At 68.9% G+C, this 13837-nt stretch carries 14 protein-coding genes; 10 read left to right on the forward strand and 4 right to left on the reverse strand.

Going from position 1 to position 13837, the window contains the following annotated elements; genetic code table 11:
* The first annotated feature begins 128 nt into the window (after positions 1-128).
* From QCD70_RS12805 to QCD70_RS12840, 8 genes are all read left to right on the forward strand, one after another.
* Positions 129-830, forward strand: coding sequence for an ABC transporter ATP-binding protein (locus QCD70_RS12805; protein WP_301216811.1), 702 nt, complete (start codon positions 129-131; stop codon positions 828-830).
* Positions 827-2443, forward strand: coding sequence for a hypothetical protein (locus QCD70_RS12810; RefSeq protein WP_301216813.1), 1617 nt, complete (start codon positions 827-829; stop codon positions 2441-2443). Before QCD70_RS12805 ends, QCD70_RS12810 begins: the two co-directional genes overlap by 4 nt.
* 116 nt (positions 2444-2559) lie before the next feature.
* Positions 2560-2739, forward strand: coding sequence for a hypothetical protein (locus QCD70_RS12815; protein ID WP_301216815.1), 180 nt, complete (start codon positions 2560-2562; stop codon positions 2737-2739).
* 367 nt (positions 2740-3106) lie between these two features.
* A complete protein-coding gene (locus QCD70_RS12820) occupies positions 3107-4204 on the forward strand; it encodes a LacI family DNA-binding transcriptional regulator (RefSeq protein WP_301216817.1) in 1098 nt (365 codons plus the stop codon).
* Positions 4201-5808 (forward strand): FAD-dependent oxidoreductase, encoded by a 1608-nt coding sequence (locus QCD70_RS12825; RefSeq protein ID WP_301216819.1) that lies wholly within the window; start codon positions 4201-4203, stop codon positions 5806-5808. Before QCD70_RS12820 ends, QCD70_RS12825 begins: the two co-directional genes overlap by 4 nt.
* A gap of 13 nt (positions 5809-5821) precedes the next feature.
* Positions 5822-7111, forward strand: a complete 1290-nt coding sequence (locus QCD70_RS12830) for an ABC transporter substrate-binding protein (RefSeq protein ID WP_301216821.1) — start codon at positions 5822-5824, stop codon at positions 7109-7111.
* The gene (locus QCD70_RS12835; RefSeq protein WP_301216823.1) at positions 7108-8097 is read left to right on the forward strand and encodes a carbohydrate ABC transporter permease; all 990 of its coding nucleotides are present in this window, start codon (positions 7108-7110) and stop codon (positions 8095-8097) included. Before QCD70_RS12830 ends, QCD70_RS12835 begins: the two co-directional genes overlap by 4 nt.
* Positions 8087-8929: a carbohydrate ABC transporter permease gene (locus QCD70_RS12840; protein WP_301216825.1), complete on the forward strand. Its 843-nt coding sequence runs from the start codon at positions 8087-8089 to the stop codon at positions 8927-8929. The genes QCD70_RS12835 and QCD70_RS12840 overlap by 11 nt, the downstream gene beginning before the upstream one ends.
* A gap of 13 nt (positions 8930-8942) precedes the next feature.
* On the opposite strand, the gene QCD70_RS12845 is transcribed toward QCD70_RS12840, so the two are convergent.
* On the reverse strand, positions 8943-9380 hold the full coding sequence (locus QCD70_RS12845; RefSeq protein ID WP_301216827.1) for a VOC family protein: 438 nt from the start codon (positions 9378-9380) through the stop codon (positions 8943-8945).
* 181 nt (positions 9381-9561) lie between these two features.
* On the opposite strand from QCD70_RS12845, the gene QCD70_RS12850 reads away from it, so the two are divergent.
* On the forward strand, positions 9562-11124 hold the full coding sequence (locus tag QCD70_RS12850) for an HNH endonuclease signature motif containing protein (protein ID WP_301216829.1): 1563 nt from the start codon (positions 9562-9564) through the stop codon (positions 11122-11124).
* A 14-nt stretch (positions 11125-11138) separates the two neighbouring features.
* Here QCD70_RS12850 and QCD70_RS12855 read toward each other — a convergent pair whose 3' ends face one another.
* The 3 genes from QCD70_RS12855 to QCD70_RS12865 are packed head-to-tail and all read right to left on the reverse strand — an operon-like array spanning position 11139 to position 12507.
* A complete protein-coding gene (locus tag QCD70_RS12855; protein ID WP_301216831.1) occupies positions 11139-11675 on the reverse strand; it encodes a hypothetical protein in 537 nt (178 codons plus the stop codon).
* Positions 11675-12190: a gluconokinase gene (locus QCD70_RS12860; RefSeq protein WP_301216833.1), complete on the reverse strand. Its 516-nt coding sequence runs from the start codon at positions 12188-12190 to the stop codon at positions 11675-11677. Before QCD70_RS12860 ends, QCD70_RS12855 begins: the two co-directional genes overlap by 1 nt.
* Positions 12190-12507: a putative quinol monooxygenase gene (locus QCD70_RS12865; RefSeq protein ID WP_055925978.1), complete on the reverse strand. Its 318-nt coding sequence runs from the start codon at positions 12505-12507 to the stop codon at positions 12190-12192. Before QCD70_RS12865 ends, QCD70_RS12860 begins: the two co-directional genes overlap by 1 nt.
* A 289-nt stretch (positions 12508-12796) precedes the next feature.
* Between QCD70_RS12865 and QCD70_RS12870 the strand changes: the two genes are divergently transcribed.
* Positions 12797-13681, forward strand: coding sequence for an SMP-30/gluconolactonase/LRE family protein (locus QCD70_RS12870; protein WP_301216837.1), 885 nt, complete (start codon positions 12797-12799; stop codon positions 13679-13681).
* Positions 13682-13837: the final 156 nt, after the last annotated feature.

Raw genomic sequence — 13837 nt, forward strand, 5'->3', positions numbered from 1 at the left:
CGGTAGCTCTGCGTGACGTATTCAGGAGGTGAGCGTCGTCGTGTGGATAGTGGCGGCGGTGACGCTCTCCTCCTGAATTGGTAACAGCGTGGCAGGAGCCTCCGCATCGGCTCTGCAAGACTCGATACGTGAGCAACGCAATCGAAGCAAGCAAGCTGAGGCTGTCGATCGACGACGTGGCTCTTCTTCAGCCGACGTCGATTCGGCTTGCCGCGGGCGAAGCGCTCGCCGTCACCGGGTCGAACGGCTCTGGCAAGACCACCCTGCTGCGGATTCTCGCCGGGCTCGCTCGTCCGACCTCGGGAGCCGCGCGCATCCACGGGGCACCCGTCGACGAGCGCAGCCCCGCGTTTCGGCGCGTTGTCAGCGGGTCGATCGGGCGGCCTCCCGTGGCTCGTGACCTCACCCTTGAGGAGCATCTCGCCCTGGTCGCGGCGTCGTGGGGATCCTCGGTCGACGAGGCCCGGGAGCGCGCGGCCGCCGAGCTCGAGCGGTGGCAACTGACCGCGCTTCGACGCAGGTTTCCGCACGAGCTGTCGTCGGGGCAGTCGCAGTTGTTCGCGCTGGCGCTCGCGGTGGTGCGTCCGTATGAGGTGCTGGTGCTCGACGAGCCCGAGCAGCGCCTCGACCCCGACCGGCTCGGCATCGTGATCGACGTTCTGCGAGAGGAGATCGCGGCGGGGCGCACCGTGGTGTTCGCGACGCACAGCGTCGTGCTGAGGCAGGCCATCGCGAGTCGGATCCTTCGGTTGGGCGGCGACGGGGGAGACGCGGGCTCCGACTCGTCAGACACCTCTGACTCGTCAGACTCCTCAGGCTCCGACGCGTGAGTCGCGAGACCGCCCGCTCACTGCGAGCCGTCCGCACGATCAGACGTGCGCGGGCCGAGGGCAGCTCGCGCGGCGACGTGGTCTACGCCGTCTACGCGGGCGTGATGGTGGCGGCGATCGTCGGCGTGCCCATCGTGCGAGCCGTCGTTCTCTACCTGGCCGAGCCCGCGGCATCCGCTGTGCTCGTCGACGTGGGGCCGACTGTGAGCGGCACCGTCTTCGCGCTCGCGTGCGCCGCGTTCGTGGCGCTCGGCGGAGTTCGCGGGCCGGCCCTGCTGTCACCGTTTCTGATCTTTGCGGTGGCCGGCGGCGGGCATCCGCGTCGCCGCACCCTGCTGGGGCCGGTCGTGCGCAGCGTGCTGGCGCTCGCGGTGGCGGGCGCGGGGATCGCGCTGCTTCCCGCGCTGGTGGTGGCGGGCGTGGGGGATGCCACGGTGGGTGGGGCGCTCGCGTTCGCGGGGGCCGGCGCGCTGGTGGGCGTGGTGTGCGGTGGATGCTGGCTGCTCGGCCAGCGCGCGACGGCTGCGGTTCGCGCGTGGATCGTCGTGGGCGTGCTGGCGACGTGGGTCGTGTGGGTGGCGGTGCCCGGGAGTTCCGCAGTGCTGCCGTGGGGGTGGTTCGCGTCGCTGTTTCCGGCGGGCGGGCTCGCGGCTGGCGCGGCGCTCGGCTGGGGCGCGTTGGCGGGGCTCGGGGTTTTGGCCGCGGCGGCGATCGCGGTGGCTCCGTTGCTGCTCGACGGGCTGCGCGGACCCGTGTTGCTGTCGCAGGCTCAGCGCTGGCAGACCGCCGGAACGCTCGCCTTCACGGGCGACCTCGCGATGGCGATGGGGGAGTTCAGGGCGGTGCCCCGGCGCGGACGAGGCCTCGCCGCGATCGGCGGCGGCGGCGGGCTGGCGCTGATGTTCGCGCGGCGCGACCTGGTGGGCTCGCTGCGCACACCGGCGCGCTTCGCGCTCGCCTGTGCCGGATGCCTCGGGTTCGGTCTGCTGATCACGGTCGCGGTGGGCGCATCCGGGCCCGGGGTGTGGATTGCGGCGTGTGCGGCGGCGATTGCGGGGTTCCTCGCGCTGGGCGTGTGGAGCGACGGGTTCAGGCACGTGGCCGAGGTGGCGGCGGCGCCTCCGCTGTACGGGGTGTCGACGCTGCGGCTGCTCGGGCTGCACGCGGCGCTGCCTGTTGTCGGAGGCGTGGTGTTCTCGGGGGTGGGCGTCGGCGTCGGGGGAATGGTGTTGGGCGGTGTTCCGGGCGGTGGCGGTGGCGGTGTTGGTGTTGGTGTTGGTGTTGGTGGCGGCGTTGGTATTGGTGTCGGTGTTGTCTGGCCGGCGCTCGCGGCTGCCGTGCTGTGCGTGATGCTGCTTGTTCTCGTGCGCGTGTACGACTCGGCGAAGGGGCCGTTGCCGCTGGCGTTGATGGCTCCGGTGCCGACGCCGGCGGGGGATGCGTCGGCCCTGGTCGTGGCCGCGTGGCAGGCCGACGCGGTGATTCTTTCGGGGGTTGTTGTGGGCGTGACCGTGGCGAGCTTTGCCGGCGGAGTGGTCGGGGGCGTCCTTGTGGCGGTGGGGCTCGGGGCTGTCGTTGCGTGGCTGGCGCGGCGGCGGGTTCTGGCGGGGTGATGTCGATGCGCCGGCTCCTTCGTCGCGCGGGCAAGCGCGCACGAGGGCGAGTGGGTATCGGCGCAGGAGGCGAGCTCGATCGGCGGGTGACGGCGGCGCATGTCTAACATGAGTGCATGGACCCGCTCACGATCATCTTGATGGTGTTCTTCGTCGTACTCGTCGTGTTGGCGGTCGGGGCGGGACTCGGCATCTACTTCCTCGTCAGGGCTTCCAATCGTCGGAGCCAAGGGCAGGCGGCGGAGCAGCCTCCCGCACCCTCCGGCGAGGGGCCCGGAGCGGCGCCGCGGATCTGAGGGCTCCGGCGCGGGTGATCTCGATACGCCGGCTCCTTCGTCGCGCTGCTACTCGATCAGCGCAGGGGGGAGCTGAATCGCACAGCTACTCCATCGGCTCAGAGGGGTTGGGCCTGAGTCGCGCTTCCATTCGGTGGGCGCAGGGCGGTGCCTGGTGTCACTAATTCAGGAGGAGAGCGAGGCCGCGTGGATTATGGCGGCGGTGACGCTCTCCTCCTGAATTAGTGACGGCCCCCGCTGGTCACCAGCCGGTCTCGATCGGAAACTCCTACTTGCGCAACTGTGATAATGCGTATTACTGTCGACTCTCGACCGGATAATGCGTATTACCAGCACCGGTCGCCCCGAGATCCAAAGGAGTCCTCTCATGTCACGTGCCGTCAACGGCCGGGTCACCCAGCGACAGATCGCCGAACTCGCCGGCGTGAGTCAGGCCACCGTCTCGCTCGTTCTGAACGGACGCACCGACGAGGGCATCCGCATTCCCGAGGAGACCCGGGCACGCGTCCTCCGGGTGATCGAGGAGACGAAGTACGTGGCCGACCCCTCCGCCCGACGCCTGGCGGGAGCCGACAACCGCATACTCGGCGTCTTCACCTACGAGCCGGCGTTCCCCACCCGCAGCCTCGACTTCTACACTCCGTTGCTCGCGGGCATCGAGGCCGGCGCAGAGAAGCTCGGCAGCGACCTGCTGCTCTTCACGAGCACCCCGGTCGTCGACGGCCGCCGCCAGCTCTTCCACGAGCAGAACCGCCTGCTGCTCGCAGACGGTGTGCTCCTGCTCGGTGTCGAGATGGACTCCCACGAACTCGAGCGCCTCGTCGACGGCGGCTACCGCGTGGTCGCGGTCGGTCGCCGCGAGACGCCCGGCATCCCCTACGTCGGAATCGACTACTCGTCTGCCACGCGGAGCCTGGTGAACCGCGCCCTCGACCTCGGCCACGAGCGCGTCTTCTACCACCGGGTCGGCAGCGACGGCGAGTCGGTGCGCGACCGACTCGAAGGCGTGCGGATGGGCACGGCCGATCGCGCGGTCGCGATCGAGAGCCGCATCGGCACCCTCGCCACGGTCGCCGACGACTGGGCCGCCATCCGGGCCTTCGCCCCGACCCTGCTCATCGTCGAGTCGCCGGATGTCGCGTCCGCTCTCTACGAGGCGGCCGAGCGTGATGGCGTCGACGTTCCAGGCGAACTCAGCATCGTGGTGCTCGGATCGTCTCCGCGACTCACGCCCGACGACGTCGACTTCACCCGGCTCAACCCGCCCCGGGCCGAACTCGGCGAACGCGCCGTACACCTGCTCTCGCGCATCCTCGACCCCGACGAGACGCCATCCGATCTCGAGATGCGCAGCCTGCTCGAATGCTCGATCATCGACGGCGCGACCCTTGCGGCACCCCGCATCGCCGCGCCCCGCATCGCCGCGCCCCGCAGCGCGTCACCTTCCAACGAGGGCACCAAGTGACCGCGCAGCAGCACGCCGACGTGCTGATCATCGGCGGTGGACTCGGAGGAGTGGCCGCCGCGCTCTCGGCCCTGCGCCGGGGACGAACCGTGATCATGACCGAGGAGTACCCGTGGCTCGGCGGCCAGCTGACGAGCCAGGCGGTTCCGCTCGACGAGCACACGTGGATCGAGCAGTTCGGCGCCACCCGGAGCTACCGCGAACTGCGCGACGGAATCCGAGACCACTACCGCCGCCTCTATCCGCTCACGGCGGCCGCGCGCCGCGAGCCGACGCTCAACCCGGGCGCCGGACTCGTGAGCCGCATGTGCGCCGAACCCCGCGCCGCAGTCGCGGTCATCGACGGACTGCTCGCGCCGCACATCTCGTCGGGCAGGCTGCGCGTGCTGCACGGCGTGCGTGCGGTGGCCGCCGTGCGCGACGGCGACCTCGTGACGTCGGTCGACGTCGAAGACGCGACCCACGGCATCCGCACCACGCTCAGCGGAACCATCGTGCTCGACGCGACCGAGACCGGCGAGCTGCTGCCGCTCGCGAACATCGAGCACGTCACCGGATTCGAGTCGCGGCACGACACGGCGGAGCCGAGCGCGCCCGAGGAGGCGCAGCCCGAGAATCAGCAGGCCTTCAGCTGGTGCTTCGTGATCGACCACATCGAGGGCGAAGACCACACGATCGATCGCCCCGACGACTACGACCGGTGGCGCACGCTGCAGCCCGAGTTCTGGGGCGCGCCGATGATCTCGCTCACCGGCCCCGACCCCCGCACGCTCGAGATCTTCACGCGCACCTTCACCCCCACCATCGATGACGACCCGCTCGCGCAGCTCGCCGACCAGCGCGCCGAGGGCGGCGACCGCGAGCTGTGGACCTTCCGTCGCATCCTCGCCCGTCGTCTTCTCGAGCCGGGCACCATCGACAGCGACATCGTGCTGGTGAACTGGCCGATGATCGACTACATCGGAGGCACCCTCACCGGCCCCGAGCCGTCGAAGCACCTCGAGGCCGCCAAGCAGCAGTCGCGCGCGATGCTCTACTGGCTGCAGACCGAGGCGCCCCGCCCCGACGGGGGCACCGGATGGCCGGGGCTCAGACTGCGGGGCGACGTCACGGGCACGCACGACGGATTCGCCCAGGCCCCATACATCCGCGAGTCGCGCCGCATCCGGGCGGAGTACACGGTCGTGGAGCAGGATCTGTCGATCGAGCTGCGTGGACACGGCAGGCCGAAGCAGTACGACGACACCGTGGGCGTCGGCATGTACCGCATCGACCTGCACCCGTCGACGGGCGGCGACAACTATCTCGACATCGCCTCCTCGCCGTTCGAGATCCCGCTCGGCGCCCTCATCCCTGTTCGTGTCGACAACGTCATTCCGGCCGGCAAGAACATCGGAACCACCCACATCACCAACGGGGCCTTCCGGCTCCATCCCGTCGAATGGAACATCGGCGAATCGGCGGGCGCGCTCGCAGCCTTCTGCGTCGAACGTTCCCTCAGCCCCCGGCAGGTGCGGGCCGATCCCGCCCTGCTCGCAGAGTTCCAATCACAGCTCGCCCGTCAGGGCGTCGAGCTCCACTGGCCCGACGTCACCGGTTACTAAGGAGAAACAGCACATGAGAATGTCAGCAATGAAGCTGAGCGCGACGGCAGCACTCGCGGTCTCGGCCCTGGTTTTGAGCGGATGCGCCGCGGGCGCCTCCGACGACGACACCCCGGTGTCGCTGAGAATGACCGTCTGGACCTCGAACGAGGACCAGCTGGCGCTGTTCGACGAGATCGCCGACGCGTACATCGCCGATCACCCCGAGGTGGAGAGCATCACCTTCGACCCGCTCGACTTCGAGAGCTACACCACCACCCTCACCACTCAGCTGGCCGGCGGCAATCCGCCCGACATGGCGTGGGTGCTCGAGAACGCGGCTCCCGACTTCGTGTCGTCGGGCGCGCTGGTTCCGCTCGACGACACCCTTGAGGCAACCAAGGGCTACGACCTCGACGACCTGTCGCCCAGCGCCACCGAACTGTGGACCGACGCCGACGGCAAGCTGGCCGCGTATCCGTTCTCGACCTCGCCGTTCGTGGTCTTCGCGAACGACGATCTGCTCGCCGCGGCCGGACAGCCCACCGCGTCCCAGCTGCAGGCCGACGGCCGATGGAACTGGGAGTCGATCTCCGAGGTCGGCTCCGCCGTGAACGCGAACACCGGCAAGGCCGGCTTCGTGGTGCGCGACTTCGACTACACGCAGTGGGACTACCTCTCCACCGTCTGGGGCGGCTGGGGTGCAGCGCCCTGGTCGGAGGACGGCACCACCTGCACCATGGACTCGCCCGAGATGGTCGACGCCTTCACCTTCCTGCACGACGCCGCCTTCACGGCGAAGTCGATGCCCGGTCCCGGAACCGCGGCCGACTTCTTCGCCGGCGAGGCCGCGTTCACCGTGACGCAGATCTCGCGAGCGTCGCTGCTGGGCGAGTCCGGCATCCAGAACTGGGAGCTCGCGCCCCTGCCCGAGGGGCCGGATGGCGACTACTCGATCGTCGGCCAGGCTGGGGTGGGCGCGCTCGCCCAGGCGGAACACCCGGAGCAGTCGGCCGAGTTCATCGCCTACTTCACCAATCCAGAGAACTCGGCGAAGCTGGCGCAGTACTTCCCGCCGGCTCGCACCTCGCAGCTCGACGCGGGCACCCTCTCGGCGGCCAATCCCGTGCTGACCGAGGAGCAACTCGGAGACATCGTGGTGCCCGCCATCGAAGACGGCCAGGTGCGCCCCTCGCACACCGGTTCGGCGGAGATCCAGCAGGAGGTGCGCTCGGCCCTCGACGCCCTCTGGGTGGCGGATGCCGACGTCGAAGGCACCCTCGGCGACGTCTGCGCCGCCATCGATCCCCTGCTCGAGCAGTGACCGACACCCTCGAGCGGGAGACTGCGACCGCGGGTCGCACAGGTCGTACAGGCCGCTCGGGTCGCGCTGCCGATCGCAGCGCGGCCCGGGTCACCCGGCGTCGACGCCGGTCGCTCTCTGGCAACGACAATCTGGTGGGTTACCTCTTCGTGGCCCCGCAGGTGCTCGGCATCGTGGCCTTCGTGCTGCTGCCGCTGGTGCTCATCTTCTACTACAGCTTCCACGAGTGGAACGTGCTGGCGAACACCTTCCGCTTCGTCGGCACGGAGAACGTGGAGAGGCTGTTCTCCGACCCGAAGGTCGCCCCCGTGCTCGGGGCGACCGGCATCTTCTCGGTGGGCCTGGTGATCGGCAACCTCTCGATCGCCCTCCTGCTGGCGGTGATGCTCAACCGCAAGGCGCGCGCGATCACGCTCTTCCGCACCCTCTTCTTCTCGCCGGTGGTCGTGTCGCTCGTGGCCTGGACGATCGTCTGGGGGTTCCTGCTGCAGAACGACGGAGGCATCAACGGGCTGTTGCAGCTCGTCGGCGTCGAGGGGCCGAACTGGCTGCGCGAGGGACCGACGGCGATGCTCAGCGTGATCGTCGTGCAGGTGTTCAAGAACGTGGGCCTCAACATGATTCTCTTCCTCTCGGCGCTGCAGGGCGTTCCGAAGGAGATCACCGAGGCGGCCGCGATCGACGGGGCGGGCCCGTTCCGCACCTTCGGCCGCATCACCCTTCCGCTCATCTCGCCGATGATCCTGCTCACCACGATCATCACCATCGTCGGCTCGCTGCAGGTGTTCGCGCAGATCGCCGTGCTCACCCAGGGCGGGCCGGGCATCTCGACGACCGTGCTCGTCTACTACCTCTTCCAGCAGGCGTTCGAGTTCCACCGCTTCGGCTACGGCTCGACGCTGGCTCTCGTGCTGTTCGTGATCGTGCTCATCCTCACCGTCGTGCAATGGCAACTCAGAAAGCGATGGGTTCACTATGAAAACTAGGCGCCGTCCCGCGCTGCGGGCCCTCTTCTACGTCGGGATGAGCCTGCTCGCCATCCCGTTCGTCTTTCCGACCTGGTGGATGATCACCTCGTCATTCAAGCCGATCGGCGAGATCTTCGCCTTTCCCCCGACGCTGTGGCCGCAGCATCCGACCATTCAGCCGTATGTCGACGCGTTCACCGAGCAGCCTTTTCTGCTGCAGTACTGGAACAGCATGTACATCGCGGTCGTGGTGACGGCGGCGACCATGCTCTTCTCGGCGATGGCGGGCTACGCGTTCGCACGCATCCGGTTCCCCGGGGTGAACGCGCTGTTCCTCGTGGTGCTGATCGGCCTGCTCGTGCCGTCGGAGGTGACCATCGTGCCGCTGTTCCAGATCTTCAACCAGCTGGGGCTCGTCAACACGCACTGGCCGCTGCTGCTCGTGACCACCTTCGGGGCGCCGAGCGTGCTGGCCACATTCATCATGAGGCAGTACTTCGTGACCCTGCCCGTCGAGCTCGAAGAGGCGGCGCGGCTCGACGGCCTCGGCCGGGCCGCGATCTGGTGGCGCATCGCGATGCCGCTGGCCAAGGCATCGCTCGGCGCGGTCGCGATCTTCACTTTCCTGCACACGTGGAACCTCTACCTCGAGCCCACCGTCTACCTGCAGAGCCCCGAGCTCTTCACCCTGCCCCAGGCGTTGACCCGGTACACGGATGCCTATGGCGGGCAGATGTGGAACGTGCAGCTGGCCGCGGCCACGATGACGGCGGTGCCGGTGCTCGTGGTGTTCGTGCTGGCGCAGCGGCAGTTCGTGGAGGGGCTCGCGCAGACGGGGCTGAAGGGGTAGCTGGGGGCGCTCGTCAGTTCTTCTGCAGCTCCTCCGCGAGCATCACGATGATGCCGCTCGGGCCGCGCACGTAGCTGAGCTTGTAGACGCCCTCGTAGTCCGCCACCCCGCGAAGCGGGTGACATCCGTGTTTCGCGGCGATCGCGAGGGCGTCGTCGATGCTGTCGACCGAGAAGGCGACCCGGTGCATGCCGATCTCGTTCGGCAGAGTGGGGGCCGTGTCGATCGCGTCGGGGTGGATGTACTCGAACAGCTCGAGCCGGCCATGGCCATCCGGCGTCTGGAGCATCGCGATCTTCGCATGGTTGCCGTCGAGGCCAACGGCGGTGTCGGCCCACTCGCCGCTGACCTCGTCGCGGCCGACCAGCGTGAGGCCGAGGTCGGTGAAGAAGGCGATCGTGGCGTCGAGGTCGGTCACGGCGATGCCGACGTTCTCCAGTTTGATGGGCATGGGCCGATGGTAGTCCGGGTCGCGCCGATCGAGTAGGCCGCCTGCGGCAGGATCGAGATCGACAGCTGACTTCTCCTCCACAGGCCTCTAGTTCGGAGGACTTATCCACAGGTGAATGCGCTGGTCGGAAGCTGTTTGACGTCGCAGACCCAATGTCGGTGGCTGGTGTTTGACTTCTTGCATGGACCTCCTCGACGCATCCCTCGGTGATATTGCCGAGCGCCTGCTCGAGCTGCTCGCTGATCAGCGCGGCGTGAGTCGCGCGGGTGCTGCAGGTGCGGCGGCTGCCGCGGCTGCCGTCTCCGGTGACGAGTTGCTGGGTGTCGTGCACGAGTGGGAGGCCGTCGGTCGGGCCTCCGATGCTGCTCGTGTCTGGGCCGCAGCACAGGTCGAGCATGAATCGCGCCGCGAACTCGAGTCGGCCGGCCTCGCCTACCGGCACGGGTTCGCGACGGGCAAGAAACTGCTCGCGGCCACGGCGAACGTGTCCGAGCGCACGGCCGGCGCGCGCATGGCGCTGGGCCGTCAGGTGCGGTCGGCCACATCTCCCACGGGGCTGCCGCAGCTCAGTCGTTTCCCGGCGGTCGAGCGGGCCATGTTCTCGGGCCGTATCGGTGTCGACGCGGCGTCGGTCATCTGCCGCACTCTCACAGAGGTGGTGTCGCGCGTCAGATGGTCGGAGGCGGTCGACGAGGCCGAACGGCGACTGGTCGATGCGGCGGTTGAGACTGCGGCTTCAGATGACGTGGCTGCTGAGGAATCGGTGGCCGATGGTGGCGAGTCTGATCGCACCGGCTCGGGCCGCCGATTCACCGTCGACGAACTCGCCCGACTTGCGACGCGCATCCGGGAGCATCTCGACCCCGACGGGGCCGAACCTCGGGATGCCGTCAAGCAGCAGTTGCGCGGGTTCAGCTACCCGAAGGTGGGCGCCGACGGCATGGCTCGGGGTCGGTACGCGCTGCCGCCTCTGCAACTGGGGGCGTTTCTCGCGGCCGTCGACTCGATTCTGAGTCCACGCACGGCCGATCCGGCGCCGCCGCCGACGGAGGGCGACGGTGATGCGGGCGTGAGTGGCGGTGCGGGCGGGGTTGCTGGTTCGGATGGTGACACCGGTAGCGGCTCCGGCTCGGGTGGCTATGTCGTCGTCGACACGCGCACCTCGGAGCAGAAGCTCCTCGACGCGGTGATGGCACTCATCGAGCTGGCGGCCGCGTCGCCCACGGCATCGAGGCTTAACGGATCCGCGCCCACGATCACCGTGCACGTCTCAGTGAGCGACCTCGAGGCGAGGCGGGGCGTCGGCTGGATCGACGGCAGCACCGAACCGGTGCCCATGAGCACGGTCGAGATGCTCGCGTGCGACTCCGACATGATCGTCACGCTGTTCGGCTCCGACGGTGGCGTGCTGAACCAAGGCAAGACGAAACGATTGGCCAGCCGTCGACAACGACGAGCCCTCGCCGCGCGCGACGGGGGCTGCGTGATTCCCGGGTGCAGGGTGCCGCCATCGCGATGTCAGGCGCACCACGTCGTGCCGTGGGTCAGCAGCAGCTTCTTGGCGGGCAGAACCGATCTCGACAACCTGGCGCTGCTGTGCCCGTTCCACCACGCCACGATCCACACCTCGGCGTGGCAGCTCGAGATGATCCACGGCAAGCCGCACGTGCGCGAGCCCGGATGGCGCGGGCGGCAGAATCCGGCGCGCGCCGCAGGGCAGCAGAGGGTGGGTCGGCCGTGGTAGCCGACTCGGGCAGTTCACGCCGAGGAGCGGCGGTTGCCCCATGCCTCATTCCAGTACGCGGCGTTCTCGCTCGTCGAACGCACGACTGCATCGGCACGCGGGGGAGCCGGCCAGAACTGCAGCAGGTAGAAGTCCACGACGTCGGGGTCGAATTCTCCTGCGTGGCCCGCGTCGCGCCCGCGGGCGTTGGCGCGCAGGCGGTAGCTGCCTGGCGGGAGGGTCAGGGTGCCACTCTCCGTCCAGTCCCAGGTGCCCCAGCCGACGACGTCGCCGGGGTCGACAGTGGTCGAGACCTCGACGCAGTCCTCCCAGGGGGCGTCCGTCCGCGGTTCCTCTGGCCACAGCTCGATCCGCATGGCAGAACCGCCCCCGTAGCGGGCAAGCATGACGACCACGGTTCCTTCGACGGCGGCACCGATCCAGCCGTTCTGCTGGTGAGCGAAGAAGCGGTCGGCGTCGCCGTCCCAGGCATCGCCGGAGGTGCCCCACTCGAGGGTGAACTGTCCGTAGTTGGTATGCACGACCTGATCGAGCAGAACGACCGGAGTCATCAGGCGGAGCGCACGACGCGCGCGGCGGCATCCACGATGTCGTCGATGTGCGCGTCGACCGACACGTCTGCTCCGATCTCGTCGGGCTCGAGGGGCTCGAACGCGGCCAGCTGCGAGTCGAGCAGGGAAGCCGGCATGAAGTGGTCGGTGCGTGCTCCCATGCGTGACGCGATCAGTTCGCGAGGGCCGGAGAGGGTGATGAACACGGTCGACGGCTCGACCGCGCGGATCGTGTCTCGATACCTGCGCTTGAGCGCCGAGCACGCGAGAACGAGACCCGAGGAGTCGTGCTGTGCCAGAACCTCGCCGATGCGTACCAGCCAGGGCTCGCGATCGATATCGGTGAGCGGCAGGCCGGCAGCCATCTTGGTGACGTTCGCCTCGGGGTGCAGCGAGTCGGCGTCGATGAAGGGAACCTCGAGGCGCTGGGCGAGCAGGGCTCCGACCGTCGACTTGCCCGAACCCGAGACACCCCCGACGATGACGAGCTCGTGGCCCGCTTTCTGGCCTGCCATCAGAGCTGGCCCTGGTAGCTGCTCCCCGCGGGAATCGGCGACAGCAGGGTGATCTCGGGCGCCGACTCGAGCAGGCCGACGAGCGTCGCGTTCATGCGTGCGACGATCTCGCCGGAGCCGTGGGCCTCGAGGTCGGCCGCCGAGCTCCACTTCTCGAGCATGATGATCGTTCCGTCGGGAGCGTCGTGAATTGCGTAGAGCTCGCATCCGGTTTCGGTGTGCACCTCGGCGATGCCCGCCGAGAGGGCCTTCACGAGTTCGTCTCTGGCGCCCTCGACGGGGCGGAAAGTGACGGTGACGACGACTGCTTCAGACATGGGACTCCACGGGGTGAGGGGGCTATGCCTCAAGTCTGCACTGTGGGTGATCTCGATACGCCCGGCTCGCTGCGCGAGCCGGGTTGCTCGATCGGCGCGAGCTGCTGCGCGAGCCGGGCTACTCGATCGGCGCGCCCACCTGCGCGAGCCGGGTTGCTCGATCGGCGTGAGCGCCCGCGCGACGGAGGAAACCTGCCCGATCGCGTGTAGCCTGCCCCTGTGGTGCGCACGGTGCTGTGGCTCGCCGCCGACGATTCCTATATGTGCACGGCGCAGAACTGGGTGGTTCATGATGGCTGGCTCCGACAGCGCGGGATCGTCGGCGATGCAGGGCACGTGGGCGGGGCTCGCGTCGGTATTCCATGGGGAGGGCGCGTTCTGGGACTCGCGTGCCGAGGTGTTCCGCTATGTCGACATGCTCGCGGGCGACGTGATCACCGACCCGGCGGGGGAGCAGTCGCGCACGCACATCGGCGAGGTCGCCGCGCTCATCCGCCGACGCACCCGCGGCGGCTACGTGGTGGCCGACGAGCGCGGCTTCGTACTGCTCGACGACGAGCTGCAGCTGCAGCAGCGCGTGCCCGTGTTCGGCGACATGTCGGTGCGCATGAACGAGGGCGCCTGCGACAGCGCGGGGCGCCTCTTCTGCGGGTCGATGGCCTACGACACGCGGCCGGGAGCCGGCTCGCTCTACCGGCTCGACCCCGACCTGTCGGTGCACGTCGTGCTCGAGAACGTCACGGTTCCGAACGGGCTGGTCTGGATGCGCGACGGCACGCTGGGCGTGCACGTCGACTCCGCAGACGACGCGGTCTACGGCTACGAGTTCGACGCCGAGCGCGGGGAGTTCGGACTCCGCGACGTGTTCATCGATTTCTCGGATGTGCATGGCTCGCCCGATGGAATGGCGCTCGACGAGCAGGGCGGGCTGTGGATAGCGATGTGGGGTGGCGGTGCGGTGCGTCGCTACGACTCGTCCGGAGTTCTCACCGATGTGCTCGAGCTTCCCGTCACGAACGTGACCTCGTGCGCGTTCGGCGGGGAGAACGGGAGCACCCTGCTCGTGACGACCTCGCGCGACGGCATCGAGGAGGGCACGGAGCCGCTGGCCGGGCTCACGTACTCGGTCGACGTGGGCGTGCGCGGAGCGCCGGTGCACCCGTTCGCCGGGTGACGTGGTCTCGATACGGCCGCGGGCGGCCTACTCGACCGGCGCAGAAAGCTGCGCCGGCCTACTCGACCGGCGCAGTAGGGTGCGCCGGATGGTCCTATGGATGTCAAGTGGTGATGTGGGGTGTTCGGAGGTCGGTGGTGAGGTCGTGGAAGATGC

Origin of the sequence: Agreia sp. PsM10 (assembly GCF_030433855.1) — a bacterium.
GTDB lineage: Bacteria > Actinomycetota > Actinomycetes > Actinomycetales > Microbacteriaceae > Agreia.